22 protein-coding genes are annotated in these 17894 nt (G+C 41.4%); 6 read left to right on the forward strand and 16 right to left on the reverse strand.

All coding sequences use genetic code 11. The features are described 5' to 3' along the window. Positions 1-34: 34 nt before the first annotated feature. The 5 genes from ACLFKQ_RS22300 to ACLFKQ_RS22320 all read right to left on the reverse strand — a co-directional run bounded on the left by ACLFKQ_RS22300 (position 35) and on the right by ACLFKQ_RS22320 (position 4081). A complete protein-coding gene (locus tag ACLFKQ_RS22300; protein WP_449001912.1) occupies positions 35-529 on the reverse strand; it encodes a hypothetical protein in 495 nt (164 codons plus the stop codon). A 27-nt stretch (positions 530-556) separates the two neighbouring features. After that, positions 557-829, reverse strand: a complete 273-nt coding sequence (locus ACLFKQ_RS22305; RefSeq protein WP_449001913.1) for a hypothetical protein — start codon at positions 827-829, stop codon at positions 557-559. A gap of 212 nt (positions 830-1041) precedes the next feature. Then, on the reverse strand, positions 1042-1821 hold the full coding sequence (locus ACLFKQ_RS22310; protein WP_449001914.1) for a KilA-N domain-containing protein: 780 nt from the start codon (positions 1819-1821) through the stop codon (positions 1042-1044). Positions 1822-1953: 132 nt separating this feature from the next. Next, on the reverse strand, positions 1954-3504 hold the full coding sequence (locus ACLFKQ_RS22315) for a terminase large subunit domain-containing protein (RefSeq protein WP_449001915.1): 1551 nt from the start codon (positions 3502-3504) through the stop codon (positions 1954-1956). A gap of 106 nt (positions 3505-3610) precedes the next feature. Continuing rightward, complete coding sequence (locus ACLFKQ_RS22320; RefSeq protein WP_449001916.1) at positions 3611-4081, reverse strand: hypothetical protein; 471 nt, start codon at positions 4079-4081, stop codon at positions 3611-3613. 269 nt (positions 4082-4350) lie between these two features. On the opposite strand from ACLFKQ_RS22320, the gene ACLFKQ_RS22325 reads away from it, so the two are divergent. Then, positions 4351-4722 carry a hypothetical protein gene (locus ACLFKQ_RS22325; RefSeq protein ID WP_449001917.1) on the forward strand — a complete coding sequence of 124 codons (372 nt, stop codon included), beginning with the start codon at positions 4351-4353 and terminating at the stop codon, positions 4720-4722. 110 nt (positions 4723-4832) lie between these two features. Here the strand turns inward: ACLFKQ_RS22325 and ACLFKQ_RS22330 are convergent, their stop codons facing one another. The 8 genes from ACLFKQ_RS22330 to ACLFKQ_RS22365 all read right to left on the reverse strand — a co-directional run bounded on the left by ACLFKQ_RS22330 (position 4833) and on the right by ACLFKQ_RS22365 (position 9269). After that, a complete protein-coding gene (locus ACLFKQ_RS22330; RefSeq protein WP_449001918.1) occupies positions 4833-5369 on the reverse strand; it encodes a hypothetical protein in 537 nt (178 codons plus the stop codon). A gap of 272 nt (positions 5370-5641) precedes the next feature. Beyond that, positions 5642-6349 carry a sigma-70 family RNA polymerase sigma factor gene (locus ACLFKQ_RS22335; RefSeq protein WP_449001919.1) on the reverse strand — a complete coding sequence of 236 codons (708 nt, stop codon included), beginning with the start codon at positions 6347-6349 and terminating at the stop codon, positions 5642-5644. A gap of 103 nt (positions 6350-6452) precedes the next feature. Beyond that, entirely contained in the window at positions 6453-6584 is a 132-nt protein-coding gene (locus ACLFKQ_RS22340; protein ID WP_449001920.1) for a hypothetical protein, read from the reverse strand. 132 nt (positions 6585-6716) lie between these two features. Further along, a complete protein-coding gene (locus tag ACLFKQ_RS22345; protein WP_449001921.1) occupies positions 6717-7379 on the reverse strand; it encodes a single-stranded DNA-binding protein in 663 nt (220 codons plus the stop codon). A 74-nt stretch (positions 7380-7453) separates the two neighbouring features. Then, positions 7454-7645 carry a hypothetical protein gene (locus ACLFKQ_RS22350; protein WP_449001922.1) on the reverse strand — a complete coding sequence of 64 codons (192 nt, stop codon included), beginning with the start codon at positions 7643-7645 and terminating at the stop codon, positions 7454-7456. A gap of 91 nt (positions 7646-7736) precedes the next feature. Next, positions 7737-7994, reverse strand: coding sequence for a hypothetical protein (locus ACLFKQ_RS22355; RefSeq protein WP_449001923.1), 258 nt, complete (start codon positions 7992-7994; stop codon positions 7737-7739). A gap of 24 nt (positions 7995-8018) precedes the next feature. After that, positions 8019-8315, reverse strand: a complete 297-nt coding sequence (locus tag ACLFKQ_RS22360) for a hypothetical protein (RefSeq protein ID WP_449001924.1) — start codon at positions 8313-8315, stop codon at positions 8019-8021. Between the two features lie 6 nt (positions 8316-8321). Further along, a complete protein-coding gene (locus ACLFKQ_RS22365) occupies positions 8322-9269 on the reverse strand; it encodes a Sak single strand annealing protein (RefSeq protein ID WP_449001925.1) in 948 nt (315 codons plus the stop codon). 264 nt (positions 9270-9533) lie between these two features. Between ACLFKQ_RS22365 and ACLFKQ_RS22370 the strand changes: the two genes are divergently transcribed. The 4 genes from ACLFKQ_RS22370 (at position 9534) to ACLFKQ_RS22385 (ending at position 14969) form a co-directional block, all read left to right on the forward strand. Next, positions 9534-12932 carry a hypothetical protein gene (locus tag ACLFKQ_RS22370; RefSeq protein ID WP_449001926.1) on the forward strand — a complete coding sequence of 1133 codons (3399 nt, stop codon included), beginning with the start codon at positions 9534-9536 and terminating at the stop codon, positions 12930-12932. Positions 12933-13027: 95 nt separating this feature from the next. Further along, complete coding sequence (locus ACLFKQ_RS22375; RefSeq protein WP_449001927.1) at positions 13028-14128, forward strand: Rha family transcriptional regulator; 1101 nt, start codon at positions 13028-13030, stop codon at positions 14126-14128. A 22-nt stretch (positions 14129-14150) separates the two neighbouring features. Continuing rightward, positions 14151-14540, forward strand: coding sequence for a hypothetical protein (locus ACLFKQ_RS22380; RefSeq protein WP_449001928.1), 390 nt, complete (start codon positions 14151-14153; stop codon positions 14538-14540). Between the two features lie 87 nt (positions 14541-14627). Further along, a complete protein-coding gene (locus ACLFKQ_RS22385; protein ID WP_449001929.1) occupies positions 14628-14969 on the forward strand; it encodes a hypothetical protein in 342 nt (113 codons plus the stop codon). Here the strand turns inward: ACLFKQ_RS22385 and ACLFKQ_RS22390 are convergent. After that, the gene (locus tag ACLFKQ_RS22390) at positions 14915-15775 is read right to left on the reverse strand and encodes a hypothetical protein (RefSeq protein WP_449001930.1); all 861 of its coding nucleotides are present in this window, start codon (positions 15773-15775) and stop codon (positions 14915-14917) included. The two genes, ACLFKQ_RS22385 and ACLFKQ_RS22390, sit on opposite strands and share 55 nt — an antisense overlap. Positions 15776-15940: 165 nt before the next feature. Here ACLFKQ_RS22390 and ACLFKQ_RS22395 point away from each other — a divergent pair, with 165 nt between their 5' ends. Next, the gene (locus ACLFKQ_RS22395; protein WP_449001931.1) at positions 15941-16336 is read left to right on the forward strand and encodes a hypothetical protein; all 396 of its coding nucleotides are present in this window, start codon (positions 15941-15943) and stop codon (positions 16334-16336) included. Between the two features lies 1 nt (position 16337). Here ACLFKQ_RS22395 and dnaN read toward each other — a convergent pair whose 3' ends face one another. Together dnaN and ACLFKQ_RS22405 are read right to left on the reverse strand one after the other, a co-directional pair. After that, on the reverse strand, positions 16338-17423 hold the full coding sequence (dnaN, locus tag ACLFKQ_RS22400) for a DNA polymerase III subunit beta (RefSeq protein ID WP_449001932.1): 1086 nt from the start codon (positions 17421-17423) through the stop codon (positions 16338-16340). Positions 17424-17500: 77 nt separating this feature from the next. Next, the gene (locus ACLFKQ_RS22405; RefSeq protein WP_449001933.1) at positions 17501-17893 is read right to left on the reverse strand and encodes a hypothetical protein; all 393 of its coding nucleotides are present in this window, start codon (positions 17891-17893) and stop codon (positions 17501-17503) included. Between the last annotated feature and the right edge of the window lies 1 nt (position 17894).

Genomic DNA, 17894 nt, shown 5'->3' on the forward strand with positions numbered 1-17894 from the left:
CATTTGAGGGGTCGAGTCCTTTTTTTGTGTAGAGTTAAGCCGTTTTTAAGTGTCGCTGGGTTAACTTTGAGATATTAAATTCGATTATTTCCTCGAGAGTCAAACCGTACTTGTGACCGAGAGAGGAAACGGCCTCCAAAGCCATGTAGACTAGTCGCTGCTCTAGTTCATCAATTTTAAATAACGTAGCAAAATCAAATAGTTCTTCGCTGTAATCAAACTTACCTGATAAAATAGGTATCCCTGAATAGGTAAGCTTACCTGATAAAATAGGTATCCCTGAATAGGTAAGCTTAAGGTCGCAGTAGTTACATATCTGAGAAATAAACCAACAGATATCACCTAGCTCATCTCTAAGCTTAGATTGCGTTATCTGGGGCGAATATTCATCTCTGATAGGGATTTTAGCCAGTACTGAGGCTACCTCGCCAATTTCGCCGATTAAACCCCAATAGAGGTAATCTTTGCTGGTTGCAGTAGACTTAGATGTGGAGGGAGTGAATTTTTGGTATTCTGTTAAGTAGTTCATGATTAGTTCTCCTTTTATTTTTTACGATTAGTCTTTGTAGCTTTTAACTTCAGCGGTTTCAATTAGATCCCAGATATCTTCAACGCTCCCTACATCTTCAGGTTCTAAGTTACGGAGAATTGGCAACAGGTCTTCCGCTTTATAATCCCCACCACCATAATCGTCATATACTCTAACAATGCCGTCGTATAGGTATTCAACGAATAGTCCAGAATACTCCATCCCTGGAGTATAGGCGGATAAAGTTAACCTGTTTATTTCAATTTCAATTTGATTTTTAAGTAGTTGGTAGTAGTTCATAGTTACCTCTTTTTTGGTTGACAATTCATTTATAACTTACCCGTTCACCTCTGTCAATACTAAATTAACTATTAGATTAAAACAGTCGCATTATAATATAATAATACACTACTTGTAGGCTGCGAAGCCTTAGCATGACTGGGATACAAGCGATTGTTTAAAATCAAAAACCTCCCTAATTGGGAGGTTTTTGAGCAATTTGGTGACTATGCTTAACTCGCAGGAAATAACCTATTTCTAGAAGCTTGCTTCATTCTGTCCCAGTCACGAGGTTTTGGAGCGGGTCTACCACTCATTAACTCTGCCGCCTGCTTCGCGATTGAGTAACAATCATCTTTAGCTTCCCCTGCACTGAGATAGGGGTTATCCGACTTACGATTGCGCTCTAATTGCTTGGCTTGCGCTAACTGAGTAAAAAGCAATGTTGCTTTATCGTTATCGGGCATCGAAGGTCTTTCACCATCCTTTACACCTGCACAGTCATTATTGTATCTTTTGACGACCGAGGTAAACCAATGGGCGCTATGCTCGGATTCGATTTTACCACCCTCGTAATTTAAGGTGAACTCCGATCTCAAGTATTGGCGCTGTATTTCAGTCTTTTCGGCGATCGCGTCGAGGTCTTCTAGACTTTCAGTACGGGAGATTAGGTTTTTAGTTAATTCGGGGTCGGCTTCAAGAAATCCTTTGAAAGTCTCTTTGACAAACACCTCGAACTCAGGCGATAACCATTCAGCAAGCTTAATTGCGATTAAGGGATGTACGTAAGTGCCTGCTCGACCTCTAGATTGTATCAACTTGTTTTTAGTGAATTGTGATTTAGAAGTACAATTTAGGCTAGAAAGCTTACCTTGTAGTGCTTTTAGGAAATTTTTGGTTTGATTCAGTTTCTTAAAATCTCTCCACTCTTTGCCAAAAGCCTTGCAAAGCTTCGTAGCATTAACATATTCGTCGTCACGTGTGTTTGACTTTACGAGTTTATTGAAATCCATGGTTGTTTCTAATAACTAAGTAATTGGTTTACAGTTACAATATTAGTTATTAGAATTAACAACGTCAATGCATTATATATTAATAAAGAGTCGGTTGACGGCCTTCCAGCCTTATGTAGCAATACTTTCAGTCTACAGCCCCCACATCGACCCGTCGAAGTTTTCGTAGAAACAATAGGCTAAACTATCGGCATAATCTGGTGACTTGATACCTCGTTTTCGCATATCTTGTTTAGACTCAAGCTTGATCTTGCCCGTAGTCGTATACATTACCAACGGGGCGGCTAGCTCGGTTAGTAGTTGACCATTATCTGGTATTGATATTAACTCGTGTAACGGATACTCCTGGATGCCATTCACATGGTTATAGGTTTTTTTCATTCGATCTCGTAACATCCCCCAAGCTTCAGCCCGGGCATTGTAGAAGATATCCTTTGAGTGTGCTTCGTAATCTTCCCAGTACTTTTCAGTCACCCTACCATTACCTTTAAATTCATCTATTGTGTAGCGAGGCTTACGTTCGCAAGCCGCTAGAGCACCCTGAAAGTCTAAACCAATACCGTCAGCATCAAAGGTTAACTGTTGAACTCCATCCTCGTTCAGCTTGTCGTTGACTTGAATAGCTGTTTGAGTAGGAGATTGGCCCGGTAATTCGTGAATAGAAGTTACGACACAACCCTCTCGGTAGGTTAGGATTGTCAAGTCTTTACCGGTAGCTGCGATATCTAAGCCGGCTATAATTCCTCCTTCTGGCTCTAATCCTTCTATCTTCTCGTGGGCATTGATACAAGCTTTAATCCATTGGCTATTGATATATTGGCCTTTAATGCTAGCGTTAAAGTCACAATCAAGCTCCTGAGCGGATATCTCCTCACCCTTCTCTAGGTCTTGTTGCTCCCGCCATTCGGGAGTTCTTCTAGGGTCGGCAGTCCATCGATAGTAAAAGTCGGGGATATGCCTGTTCATAGCAAGCTCATAGAACTTGTTGCCCGTACCCTTTGGTGTCGATATGAATATGGCGCAATCTGTGTTCTCGGATAATGATGCGATCGCCTCTGGTGCATCATCAAATTTAGCAAACTCGTCGGCGAATACGATAGATGATCTACCACCCCTACCAATAGAAACGCCAGACTCTCCTTTTATCACCGAGTTCATTTTGGGATGCCGGATGAGCATCGAAGTTCTATGGCGTTTTAAGTCTATCTCATGCATCCAGCTAGGTAGCCATTTAATCATGAGGAGTACTTTTTCGAACAAAGCATCGGGGTTACCGGGTTTGTCTACTAAATCACGCTTGTTACTAGCTAACGAGCCAGAGAAATCTGGCTCAAATAAAAGTTTGTGTACGAGGAAAGCTGAGGCAATCCAACTTAATCCGGTATATCTACACTTTACTACGACACCCCATCGCCCTTTTCTATAACACTCCTCTATCCAGTCGAGGCATTCCTCTTGACGTTGAAATAAGACAAACGGGATTATCTTCTGACCATCTCTAATCCTTGGGTTATAAGTTGTTACCCAATAATTTACGAACCATTTGATATCCTGTGCCGATTTCGCCCGGGCGTGAACCCTAAATTCTTTGCTTAGAGCAGCCTCCTGCATGAATTTAACCCTAGCCCGTAGGATATCCTCCACCTTCTTTTCATGTGCGATCGCTAGTTCAGATTTTGACATAAAAAACACCCATATTAGTCGCTAGCTAATAATATGGGTGTTTCAGATAAGGAGACAAATGAATAACTTAAACCAATTCAAGAAAATCAATCACCTAATAGTAAGACTACTTGCCGAAATTAGCAGCAAGCTCAAATGTAGCATAGAAGAACGCCCCATCTCTCTTATCTAGGGCGATAATAATGTAGGGAACACCTTTTCCCTCCAACACTATATCGTGAAATCTGATAAACGCCTCAAACTCGGCCTTAGGTACTCTTTTAACTACTACAGGTAGAATATCTTCCCATCGCTTCTCGTTCATCATTCCAGCTGTATAGTCATCAAGAAGCGCTGTAATGTCAATCATGACCTCGTACCCTTTCATCCAAGTATTTGCCATATCTTTTAAAATAGGTCTGGCATCGGGCGACCTCGTCAGGTAAGAATTAAAACGATCTGATACGCGGATAAAAAGCTCTTGTAAGGGGCTGTCGATTTCCTCGCGCCGCTTAGCCTTACTTGCTGATTTCATTTCCTCAATCGAGTTATAACCGCCCTCTTTTGCTAGTTTGAGTAATCGTTGTTTGTTAGTCATTGTATTTAGTGGTTTTAGGTTGCCTTCTTAATTCTAACACATAATTTAGTGTTGCAAAGAAGAAAATTAGAGATTGTCCTAGTTAGCGGGATTTAGGAGTACGACAACAAAGTACGGCAAACCTGAGAATGCAGACAAGCAAGGGGTTTTAAGATATTTTTGAACTGTCCGGGTTCCCTGAAAACCGTACATTTTGCCCTCTTTTTAAGATTTTTAGAGGAAAACGGGAAACTATTATTAGTTGTAAAACAACCATAGGTTAAAAAACGTTGAATACCAATAACGAAAGACGAGCTAAACTGGAAGCACGATACCACCATGCAGTGGAGCAAATACAGAATCTAGAGGTGCGGGTTAGTGCAACAGTTAAGAGGATACTAAGAAAAGACGATAACAAAGTTCTTAACTATCCTTACGACTATAGAGGGCATGAAAGACTTGTGGAAGAGTGGAAGGATAGGTTCGATACTGCTGTGAAAAACATCGGGTGGTATACGCTCTGTATTCGTAAATACCAGATCGAGATCGAGGAAGTGTTGGATATCCTGTTAGATGAGTTCAGTTTAACCGAATCCGAAATACCCGCCAAAGTAGGGGAGAAAAAAGACTCGGGATTTGATTCCTCGATGTGGGAGTTATAAGACAATAAAAAAGAGCGGGGAACTAATCCGCTCTTTAAGACAACCTGTAAACCAAAATTAGAAACAACCAGAGGAAATGTTTTTAAATCTTGTTATCTAATAATAAGTCTCTACTTATTACGCATTAGGTCGGCGAAGTAAGCATCTAATGTCTCTTTATCCATACTATTTGCATCGACACTATCCTGCAATTCTTGAGCCGCTCGTTTCTCTTCAATGATTTGCTCTATCTTGTCTGTGGCGTAGAATCCTAAAATCTTAGCCTTCATATCTAAGTGCTTGAGTATTTCTTGTCTGAGATAGCTTCTCGTCTTAATCCCATCTCGATACAGCCGACCATTATCATCCATGACATCTACAGCATCCTTCATAGCATCGAAGCACTGAGCAACTAGGTTATCGAGGAGATCGACCATCGCTAGCTTATCTGTCGTAACCCGATCTACAAGCCTCTCTAAGCCGCGATCGCTAGCTGTCTTAACATAGTTCCAGGCAGTAGACTCAGCACACTGCAAAGCCATGCCGATTTCTTTAAGGGTTCTCCCTTGGGTCTTTAAAATCCAAGCTTTAAAGATTTTATCCTCCCTCTCAGCTTGTTTTGGCGTTAGGTTGTCACTCACAATACGGCTCATAATAGATTGGGTCACTAAATAATAATCCAGTGACCTTTTAAATCGTCATATTAGCTAGTTAATCTCGTTTCTTGAGTAGTTATATCTGGAAGCACAGACCGCTGCAATTACCGCTTACAAGTGAGGCTGAGAGAAACTTATTGTTTCCCGTTATCACTCCCGCTGCTGCGGTTAGGGTAGCTAATGAGCAAAACACAATCATTAAAACTCTTACTTGGAGGGAAACTCGTATTCCCCGATTGATGGTTAACCAGATGTAAAATGATTTCTGTCTCACGATTAGCTCCTTATGCTGCATTGTCACGAATACGGGTTAAGAGAGCTTCAACTTTTGCCAAAGCTTCTTCAAATGAAATTCCTTGGAATAGGGCAACTGTTAATAAAGTCGTGTTTCCGTCTAAGCCAAAAGCATCGCTTAAAATTTCTTGCTCGTGATCGGAAAGGTTAGCCATAATCTCGTTAACAGTTGAAGCAGTAACGCGATCGCTATTAGACAATTCTTTAACTCTGTCTTCTTCTTCAACAGCAACGAAGTTAAACTTCTCCATCTCACGCTGTACTTTCTGAGGGATGTAGATAGGGTCTACACGATATAAAGCTTCAAAGATAACTGCTTTCACCCAGAAGTAAGCATACGAGCTAAACTTGGCATTTTTCTTAGGCTTGAACTTGACTAAAGCTTTCATCAAGCCGTAGTTACCTACTTGGATTAACTCTGACTGAGAGATAACTTCGTTGCTGTATTGCTCGGCTAACTTGATAACTAAAGCTTGATTGGTGAATACTAAAGTGTCGCGAGCTTCGAGAGCTACTTTAAGGGCTTTTAGCTGCTGCTTATTGGCTTGAGCCTTATAAGTTTCTAAGTCGTTTTTGTTGAACTCGAGGCCTACTGACTTTAAAGCTTCAAGTAGTGCTGAGAATCTTAACCAAGTTTCGAGCTGTTCTGATTTAGATAAGACCGGGTTGTTTGTCGCGATCGCAAAGGATGAAGTCATGGTTGTTTAGTGGTTGTTTGGTTTACTCTTTCTATTCTAATAACTTGTTTGGTGGGTGTTAACCGCAATAATACTGAAAAACCCCTCGAGTGAGGGCTATTTTTTACCTATGCTCTTCTCTTTGTATCTCTTCCCAGTTTTCGATTATATCTTCTGGTACGATGCGTTGACATCCGTCAACTTGGGTCAACCCCATAGATTCATAGTCAATCTCAGTAGACGATGGGAATACCATATAAAGCTCGTCCGTGGTTTGTGTAATTACTAAGTGTTGACCGTTTTTATATCTAATTAACATTTGTTTTAACTCCTAATTTGGTAATAAAAAAGCCCCAAACGGGGCTATTGTTGTTTACTTCAGAGGAAATTAGAATGCGTAGGCTTCTAAATCGTTACTAGCGGGTGCAGGGGCATCAAAGCTAGGCGCTGCTGCGAGTGCTGCTTGTTGCTGTTGACCGCCGTTGTCACCGCCACTAACCGACTTAGGCATAAAGTACATTTTGCTAACGGTCATGTTATGGGACTTGACTGTTTGACCTTCTTTGTTAGTGTATTCGTTAAGCTCTAATCGACCTGCCAGACAAGCTAGACCCCCACCAGAGAAGAATCTAGTCATTAGTTCGGCTTGCTTACCAAAAGCGGTAGCATTTAACCAACCTGTATGCTGTTCGCCGTTACGATAACCTCTAACTGCAATAGCAGTTTTAAACATATCCATGCCACTAGCTAGAGTTTTGATTGTAGGCTTTTTGCTCAAGTAGCCAACGACACTCAACTGAGAAATTTTGGTTTCAGGAGATACTGGCGAGATGTCATCGACATTGATAACTCCGGTTTTGTTGACCATATCGAAGTCACCGGTTGCGATAACATAGAGTTCTAACATCTCTTTGACTTCATTTATCTTTTTGCCGTAAACTTCTAGAAGTACTGGTAGTTTGCCCGCTTCTACTTCTAATTCACAGAGAAGCATTTTACCTTGTTCTTGTGCGGAGATGATTTTACCGGAGATAGTTGCTGTAGTTAACATGATTGTTTTCCTTTGTTTAGTGGTTTGTATTTTGATAGAGTTGAGAGTGTTGGCAGTTGCCCGCCAAATTGGTTTTAGTTGTTTTCAGCTTCTTTGACTGTGTTGATTTGAAACTCGTAAATTGCTTCAAATACTTCTGCGTCAGGTACACACTCGATAACAACATCAGCGAAGCCGTTGTTACCTCTTACTGAGGCTTTGATTTCGAGAGTGCGCAGTACTGAAAGTACTTGTAAAATTTGCTCTTTTGTAATGTTGTTTTCCATCGTTTTAGTTCAATTGGTGGTTTGTATTTCTACTCTCCTAATCTAACAGGTAATTTAGTGGGTGCAATCCGTAATTACACCTAATTTAGTTTTATTTTAGAAGTTTGTTAGATATCCATTTGCACAATAGGTTTACATAAGCTTCTTCTCTAGTACGGATTTCCAGTACATAGTTACAATCTTGAGGGTAGATTTGAAGAGTGGCACCTAATGCTTCTATTTCGTTTGGTAGTGGTTGGCGACGAGTTTCCAGGTCTATCAATTGCTCGTTTGTTACCTGGTCGAAGTCAATTGTAGCCGATTGAACCTCGAGACTGTCTAGAGTTGTTTTAATTTCAGTTTTGTTCATGGGTTTCCTCCTTTATTGTTTTGTTTAACTTAAATTATCAAATAGCCAATCAATTAACCTTTTGGCTTGTTGATTGTCAGCGAGTATCTTGATGGAACAAAATCCGTCTTCGTGCGGGAACGAAACTAATACGCCAAGATATTCACTCTCTTCTTGTGTTAGTTTACGGTTACAGTCTAAGTCTACTGTGATACCCTCACCAGGTAATTGACCGTTAAATTCACAGTGATAGACTCCCAAACTATCAAGTATCTCGTAGGTTCTTTCTTTGGTTCTCATGGTTACCTCCAATAAAATAGGTGGCTTGCGCCACCCTAACATTATAACTTATTTAGTTCTATTAGCTAATTCAATAACGCGATTATAGAATGGCACCAGTTTAGAGCCTTTAGCATCTGCTTCGGTATCAGCCAACAAGGCTGCTGCGGCTTCATCGTCAATCCCTAGCGTTTCTTTTGCCCAATTTAGGGCATCTTGTGGCTTTTTCCAGCTTTTGTATGCTGGAGCATTTTCGGCAGCTTGTGGGGTATTCTCGTTAGGCTGTCGACCTTTCTTGAGGTGCTCGGTTAATTCCTTGCCTAACTCGTTAATACGATAGAGACTCATGCCGAAATGGGGAACTTCCCAATTATCTGGCAAGCCGCCAGAAGTGTCAGCCATATCGATCAAGCCGTTCATCTTTTGTAAGGCTAGAAACTTGGGGTGGTTTTTGTTGCCGTTGTTTAAGTCGATACCTTCCCGGGTGAATAGCCTTAAACCGATACCCGTAAAGATGGCGATAGCCTTGCACAAGCCCCTTTGGGTAGCATCGTTGATATCGCGAGCATCGGGGTTGATTAGCGCGTCATTCTTTTTAGTCATCACCGGGTACTGTATCTCAGTAGTAGCTTTACCTGTAGCCATATCAACTATACGGCAATAAAGCATTAAACCTCTGTCACTGCACGTCAAAGAGTCAACTTTTTCTTGTAATGCTTTTTGAGTTTTCCAGTTAGGGCTGGGTTTTGCAATTTCAGCTTCTAGCTGCTTTACGGCTTGGTCGTAAGCCAATCTCGCAAACTCCTCACTCATAACCTTGTTTTCGATGACTTCCTGTCTACTAACCTCTACTTGGTACATTGGGAAGTGTTGCTTTAGTAAACGGAAAGCGTAACTCCATTGCAAATAATCAAATCCTTGTTGTTGAGAAATAAAGCGAGTGAAATTTAAGTTATAACCTCGATCGAATTCTTCTTTAGATATAACGAGATACTTGGAATCGTTTGTGTTAGTCATGGTTGTTTCTAGTAACTAATTTGGTTTGTTGTCTACATTTATTACTTTAGTCGTTAATTACGATAGTGTCAAGAATTAACAACGTCAATGCATTATATATTAATAAAGAGTCGGTTGACGGCCTTCCGCCCTTACGCAGTAAGACTTTCAAGCTTTGAGGTGAAACTACCTGTTACTAACAACTAATATAATGTTGCAGCTCTTAGTTATTGCTTGTTAGTATTAAGTAGACAACCTTGAACTTACACGATACGTATTAAAACTATGGCTTTAATTAGATTTAACAAAAGAAATATTTGCCCCGTTTGTGGAACGGGTACTAAGTCTTGTAGTCACGATCCATCTACTGACATTTATTTATGTCGAGGCACTCAAATATCCGACGAGTTTGTATTCGTAAAAGAAACTAATAACGGCTGGGGAACTTATTTACCTAAAGAAAAAGCAGAAGCTAGTAAGGAAGCTAGCGAAGAACAGAAAAAAGAATGGATTGCTAAGAAAAGATTAGCCGAGCAACAAGAACGCGATCGCCTAGCTTCTCTTTTATCCGTTGACGAGAGAGATGCTAAACTAAGAAATTTACTCTCACAACTAACTTTAAAACCAGCTCATCAATTAGAATTACAAAGACGGGGCTTAACTGAAGCTCAAATCGAAGCATGGGGTTTTAAATCTATCGAGCGTTACAAAGTCTATGAGGGCGTAGAAGGCTTAGCCGGCTTCAGTGAAAATGGCAAGTACGTTGGAGCTGCTGGCATTATCTGCTTGACTCGTAACCACAACAATAAGTTAACGGGATTTCAAGTTAAAGCTGACAACACCAGCAAAGGTAAGTATGTCTGGGTTCGATACAATGAGACAACTGCACATTTACAAAATGGCGAATTACCTATCACGGTAGCCAAGACTTCCCAAGCTCGCATCGGCATCTGTGAAGGTACTCTAAAACCTGTAGTCGCTGCTAACCGCCACAATATTACACTAATAGGCTTAGCTGATAACGTAGCGGATAAGGCTCAAGTCAAACAAGCCTTAGACTCGCTCAGCCTCATTTCTACTCAGCCGATTACAATCTTTCCCGATGCTGGATGGCTGCAGAATGCCAACGTATACCGCACTTTAAGAAGCACTATCAAAGCATTAACTAAGTTTGGTTATCCCAACATCGAGGTAGCAGATTGGGGCCACTGGCTATCTAAATCCAAATGCGATATCGACGAAGTAGCTGATTTAGACAATGTTCGTTACCTACATGTTGATGCACTAGAGCGATTCTGGAAAGATAATCAAGCTTATGTTAAAGACTGGGCCAACCCTGTCGATATGCTTCTGGTTCAGAAGAGTGACGATCTAATCGACATCTTGACGGCTAGAGTAGTTAAGGAAAAAGGATTCAGTGTATCACGTATCGAACTACCTGCTGAAGAAGGTGACTGGAAAGACTATCGCCCCGGCGAACTACTAAACACTGACAAAGCGATCGAGTTTGAAGGTACTGCTACTGAACTATATGAAGAAGGAGCCAGAAATGGTAAGCACTATATCTTGGATATCTCTCAGACTGGAGCCGGCAAAACTTATGCTGCTGCGAGAGTAGAGCCTCAAAGATGTTTCCGACATGATGAGGCTGACAAAGAGAATCTTAAGCACCACAAGGTAATTTACGGTACTCAGCAATCACGTAACCCGAACGACGAGCTATTAGAATCAGACTTTATCGAGTTGCCCGCCCGTAACAAAGGATATAAGTTTGACGAGAGCAAAAAAACTCCGATGGGCAACCCCTATCGTGTTAGAACACCTCACAATGAACAGCCAGATACTCAAGCCAACTGCCACCTAACCGACAAGTTCCAAGTAGTTCGCGGCGCATTATCTTCTGTTGATGTTTGTTCCACTTGTAAGCTAGCCTCTCAGTGTAAGGTTGCTGAAGGCAATGGTTTTGGTTTTAAGTCTCAAGTTAAGACAGCCTTAAAAGCCACTAAGCTAAGAGCTAATCCTCAAGGTTTATCTCCTGAAATGACCAATGACAAGACTGTCTTGATTGTTGACGAGTACAATCAATCTGTAGAATGGGAACAATCAATCGAAATCCACACTGCGGATATCCATTCTCTCATCGGGAATATGACTCTAGCCCTTGGCAAGTACCCTGCGCTAGCTAAAGTATTGCCTCTACTTGGGGCACTTGGTACTGTAGTTAACTTGGGTGCTTACTCAAACAACTTTGAAGTCAGCAAAGAAGAGCAGCGTTACGGTATGAATACGCTTCAGTTCTTCACTCACTTCAACAAAGTAGCTAAAGAGATGGGGATTGACTTATCCCAATTAGATGACATCTTAGCTTCCGTTGAGAGAGTGATTGAGGAATGGAACCATGATGTTATCACTGGCGAGAAAAAAGCTAGCAATAAAGTCCTCGAGGAGCTACTCACTAAAAACTGGTTCGGCGTACTCTTTGAAGTAATCTCTGGCAAAAACCCCTACAGTAGCTTAAACCTTAAAAAGAACAAACTTACCTTAACGGTACGCAACCAAAGGATGTTAGAAGTTTTCAACAATGCTGCTACGGTTATCTTTCAGGATGCAACCGGTTCTAGGTTAGACTTGGCTCTTAAGCTTGGCGTTAGCCCTGACGAGATTCTAGTAGTTCGCCAAAAACAAGACAAGCCTGATAACTTGGTAATCCATCACGTACAAGGTTTTGGCATTGCTGGTAAACAGCGTAGCAAAGGTCTACAGCAAAGAATTGATATTGCTCGTGAGGCGATCGCAGCTCTACACGGCGATGCGGGATTCATTGACTTTAAGGCATTTGCTAAGCCCGGGGACTTGGTTCACTTTGTCGATGGTCGCGGCTCTAACGCTTTTAGAGGCAAGAAAGCTGTAGGTAGTTTTGGAGCACCCTACCCCCACTTAGGCACCCTACATGCTCAGTATGAGGTGTATACAGGTGAAAGAGTTACCCTAGACAACCCTAGCTGCCAGCTATACGTCAATACCAAGATTGCCGCTGAAGCCATACAAGAGGTAGGTAGACTAAGAGCTAACAGACGTAAAGATGAGCAACTACACTACTACTTGTGCTGCGATATAGACACTTCGTTCTTGTCGGAACTAGGCTACCGCATCGAGAACATGAACGCCATTGAGTTAGATACTAGAGCCGGCGATCGCGTAACTAAAGCTCGCTTAGTTATCTTAGAAGCATTTAAGCAGTTGGTAGCAAAAGGTTACTCAATTGCTGAAGCTACTACTTCCAAAATTGCCGAGATAACTGAAACGACCAAACAGAACATTAGTAAGATTGCTTCACAGTTTGGCGGTTTTGACAAGCTAAAAAGACTAGTCGGTGCGTTAATCTATAACGACCGCTTTGAGTACAATAAAGACCTACCAACACTCGACGAAGATGACTTGTTCAGTGCTAACCAATACTTACCCGGTATATTCGAAGCTGACTGGGATTTACTCAAGACTGAACTAGATAACTTCGAAGAAGTGTATCAGGAGACTGAAGGAGAAGTAGCCAACTACGCCGATATCCTCTATCAAATACCTGCTGATGCTGTAGCTAAGTTAGTAACGCGAGTGATTGAGGCAATGCCGATAGCTAATCAGCAAAGATTCCTCAAGCTTGCTAAGGAGCTACAAGATGAGTGATTGATGCCTAATTTGGGTATTCTCGCTGAGGTAACTCTCGAGCGAGAACCCTAAAATAGATATTGTACATCTTAAATTAGGTATTAGAAACAACCATGAGTAATCAAGTGCAAAAAGCTCGAGTAGCTAAAGTAAAAATCGGTCATATCGAAATTGATGGATTGCTTTTACCTGACGGTGAGTACGGCGTAGCTGTGCCACAAGTCGCCGAGATAGTTATAACTGGAGATCCTAAAATTGATGGATTTAAGACTACCAAAAACCAGTTCGCTAAGGTGCTCAAACGTATTTGTGGAGAGAGTTTCAAGACGTCCAAATGCAAATCGGAGTTCAACAAAAACCAAACATCCTGGATAACTCTAGAAGATTTTGAAATAGCCCTAGCAAAACTCGATCGCAAAGGGAACAAAAAAGCTCAGGAATTGAAAGCTCAAATAGACCTGCAAAACCAGCTTAAAGCCTGTAAATACGATGAATTGGAAGCTATAGGGCTATCAGATGTTGAGTTAAGTTTAACTGACAAGCTTGTAAAGCTGCACGATGGTGTTGCTGTAACAGATAGTCTTACTTTAGCAGAAGCATTTGATAAGCAACATAAGAGTGTGCTTAGAGAGATCGGCGCAAAATTGCGCTCATCTCCGAACCCAGAGCTAGAGAGCTTTTACAGCAAACATATACAAGAAACAACCTATTTCGACAGTAGCAACAGGAGTCAGAAAATGTACTTGCTAACTAGAGAAGGATTCACCTTGGTGGCGATGGGATTCACGGGCGAGAAAGCCGAGTTATTTAAAGTTAGGTATATTCAAGCATTTGAGAAAATGACAGAGCGACTAAGAGGTTATGCGATCGCTCACTTCTTAGGTCGCACAGATAACAAACAGCTTGTATACGTGATTAAAAACCCTATCACCAACCTAATCAAAATAGGAGTTACTAACAACATCAAAAGAAGACGTGACCAACTTGAGTGTGCTACAGGTTGCGAATTAGAAGTAGTGTTCTGCACCCCTGTCAGCGATAACGCAAAAGAGATTGAAAAGAATCTACATGAGAAATTTGCTGATTTTAGACAGCGCGGCGAATGGTTTAATCTCGAAGCTTCTCTAGCTGTTGAAGCCGTAGTAAAACATCCAATCACACTAAAAGCCGCTCAATCGTCCGAGCCTCAACTAAGTCTAAATTTTAACTCGTAAGCCACTAAACAAGTTACTAGATATGCAATACTTAGAAGTGCCCCAACCACCTACATTAAATAACCAACTCAATGCAGCCCGCACCAACCGATTTAAAGCTGCGGGAATCAAGAAAAGCTGGACTAACAAGATAGCTAAACTCGCTGCCAATTTAGAGCCTTTTGAAACTCCCATCTGGGTTGCTGTAGAAGCTACCTACAAAACCGCTAACAACGACCAGGATAACCTTTATTCAGCTTGTAAGTTCGTATTCGATGGCTTACAGAAAGCTGGCATAATCCAAAATGATAACGTCAATCACATTAAAACCCCGGTACTCTATAGCTTTACCAAACATACAGACAAACTAATTAAGCTGTGGATGTTTGATAATTACGAGGAATACCGAGAGTTTATCCTGGAGTCTGTTTGATTTTGTGCGACATTATACGATACTACCCCTGTTAACCGCAGGGGTTTGGCATTTTAATGGAAGAAACTAGAACTAAATTAACTTATTATGATTGTCGATATTAAAACTGATTATTACCAAGTTACGCCAAAAACGGATGATTTCGAGTTAGAGCCTATCTTCGATACTAATTTAGATAGAGCGATACAAAGAGCAGAATTTAAAATCTATTGCAAGTACCTGGCGCGATCGCTTAAACCTTCTGTTGTAATGACACTAGGCGGCGATGTTATCTATCGTAATTTAGCCGCCAAGTATCAGGAGTTAAACCTAAGCAATAGTTGCTGGAAGGCTTTGGAAGTGCCGGGGCAACCTGAGCTAGTGTTGCTACAGTTTCAAGAGCCAACCTCTTCTAGTTCCTTAACTAACTCGTCTATGGCTTCCCCGTAAGCTGTATTTGGATCTACAACAGGATAGTCGTTAGACCACTGAATCGGAGTGCAGAGCAAACTAGCCACACTCATAAAAGATTCTTTCGGATACTTATCGTTAGCATCTTGCTGTATCGATTCGATAAGAGCGCCATCAGCACCCAAATCAATTAAATCTTTCTCAGTCTGACCTTTAAAGGTCAGCGTCATCGATAACAGATGCTTTAACCTAATTCTAGCGCGATCGCTTAGCTCGATAAATTCCTGTTGCTTGGCTTTTTCTTCAGCTTCTTGCTGTATTTCCTCAATTTGGTCTTCTAGCTCCACTATTCGAGTTTTCAAAGCACCCACATCTTCCTTCAACATGCTGGATAACTGAGCGTACATATCTAGTTTGTCGTCAGCGTCTAGCAACCTAAACCAGCTGAGGAATTGATTGGTTTGAATCTTAGCTCCGACATCGCTATTTCGGTGTTCCCACAGCTCGTCAATGTCAATCTTACCCCGTAGGTAATCCTGAAAGGGTTCCTCAGCGATCCTCAAATAGCGCCGCATCGCATTGAGTGTAGAATCGTGGGGGCGTTTAACACCCTTGTGCCGCCAAGTTCTAAAAGTTTGTTCCCCCAGTTTGGTAATCTCTAAAAACTCTTTTTGACTAAAGCTCGGCATATCAGCAATATGGTTTGATAGCACCTTTACTCTTTCTGCAAAATCAACTGGAGGTTTTTCAGTGCTTTTGTCTTTAGCTTTATTTTGAGCTTCCTCTATTGCTTTCTTAAGCTGGAGGCTAGTTCCGTTTGAGTCTGTCTTTACTACTTTAGGCATTTTATAATTCCTTGATATGTATCCGCCATTCTATGAACTCATTATAAACATGACATCCGTATAATTACCAGTACCTTACCAAAAGTTTATACGATTGTGAAGAATATGAAGCAACTTACTATTAGAACTTACTTACTATTGACTGAAGTTTAGTGGGTACGGGTAATGAATACTGAAGACATCTTAGCGAGGTTATACGAGCAATCTAAAGATATCGCCGCCAAATTAGACCGAGTAGAAAATAGCCAAATACGCATCGAAGAGCAATTACATCAACAAAAAGAGCAAGTAGATTTCTTAAACTTGCTCGTCTGGAAGGGTGGGGAAGCACCACCAGTTACGGATAGAGTGAAGGCGATTGAAACTCAGGGGCTTAGTACGGCATCCGATATAAGACGATTAGAGGAAAATCTCAATACTAAAAACCAAATGGTTTGGGGCTTACTTACCGCGTTACTTTCTCTGCTTGCCGGCGTGTTTATCACAGCATCCCGCATTGAAAAACCCCAGCCAGTGTCCGGGGTTAACTCCAGTTTATTCGTCGTATCTGAGGATATCTAGTTTATTTTCTGAGTTGCAGTGGCATTATAAGATAGGTATAGTTTTGTGAGACAATTAACGCGGGCTGATTCCAGCTATTGAGTTTTAGCTGGAATTCACCATCTAACCCTTTTAAACCGTTTTGTAAGTACTTCTGATTGAAAGCGATTTCTAAGTCTTGTTTGATATTGCCGGCACCTACTTCGCTTTGAGCGTGACCGATATCCGAGCGAGTCTCTAACTTAACACTGTCGTTCGCCTCAGAGATAGTTAACGAGACAACTAGGTTGTTAGTTGCTGATAACGGAGCTACGAGGTCGATCGCTTCAAGTAAATCTTTAGCTCCAATTGTCAATTCTTGCTGAAAGTTAGTGGGAATTAACCTTTCGTATGCGGGGAAGTCTCCTGCAATGCTGAAACCCACAACAGTAGTTGTTTCGCTTGAGAATTTAATTAGATTATCTTTGTGAGCTAAAGATACCACAGATTCACCTTTAAATGCACTTAGAACGGCGTTAACTAGTTCGCGAGGGATAACTATCGATTCATTAGTTATCAGCTCTCCTAGCTGCATTACAATTAGTCTGTGAGAATCTGTAGCAGCTAGCTCAGTGACACCATCGACTTCTCTCAAGCTAACACCCGTTAGAACCTGCTTACTTAGATCGATACTAGCCACGGGAACGACTGAAGCAAAGATAGGTGCAGCAGCCTCCCAGTCGAAGCCCGTGCCATCTTCATCTAGCACAGGCAATTCAGGGAACTCATCAGCATCATTCAAGTTTAATTGAAATTCACAGCTATCGTTTCTAAATTCTAATTGAGTACCTTCTTCGTTCACAGTTAACTCGAGAATGTCGGATAACTTGGATACAATTTTAGTGATTAGATCGTGATTTACTGCGATCGCCCGTTTTTCACCATCAAAGAAGTCGCAAGGGATAGACTTAACTGTAGCCTGTACCCCGTTGAAAGCTTGGATTTTTAAGGTATCTTCACCAGGAGTGATAAGAACAGTAGACAAGATCGGCATATCACCTTTACCTACTGAGTTTTTAACAGCGTTAAGCGCGGATTTTAAAACGTTAGCTTCTACAGAAAGTTTCATGGTTGTTAGTTTTGTAGTGTTGACGCCTCTTATTCTAGCCACTAATTTAGTTGCTGATAACCGTACTAATACTGAATTTAGTAGTCATGTTCGATCGCAAATTCGCTGTCAGGTACCGCTAAGTCTTTCCAGTATTGAGGTACGAATAGGTCTACCTGGGTATAGCCTCCTAGGTTACTCGAGATGCCTTCCCGAACGGCAAGCATGTCTTGTTCATCAATCAACCTTTGTTGCTCAAAGGGAGCTAGAACGCCATCTAAACTAGAATCATCAGCATTGGCATGAATTGGGTAACTGTCGATATCGGGTAGTCTTAAGTACCAAAAGCCTGTGACTGGATGCTGAGCTACATCACAGTAATAGCAAGTCTGGTCGGAGGCATCTCGCACGGAATGCGGGCGAGAGAGTTCGTATAGTTTTTTGCTAATCTCCCAACCGAGAGTCTCAGAGGATACAGGTATATTAAGCATG

The sequence above is a fragment of the Myxosarcina sp. GI1(2024) genome, assembly GCF_053543375.1.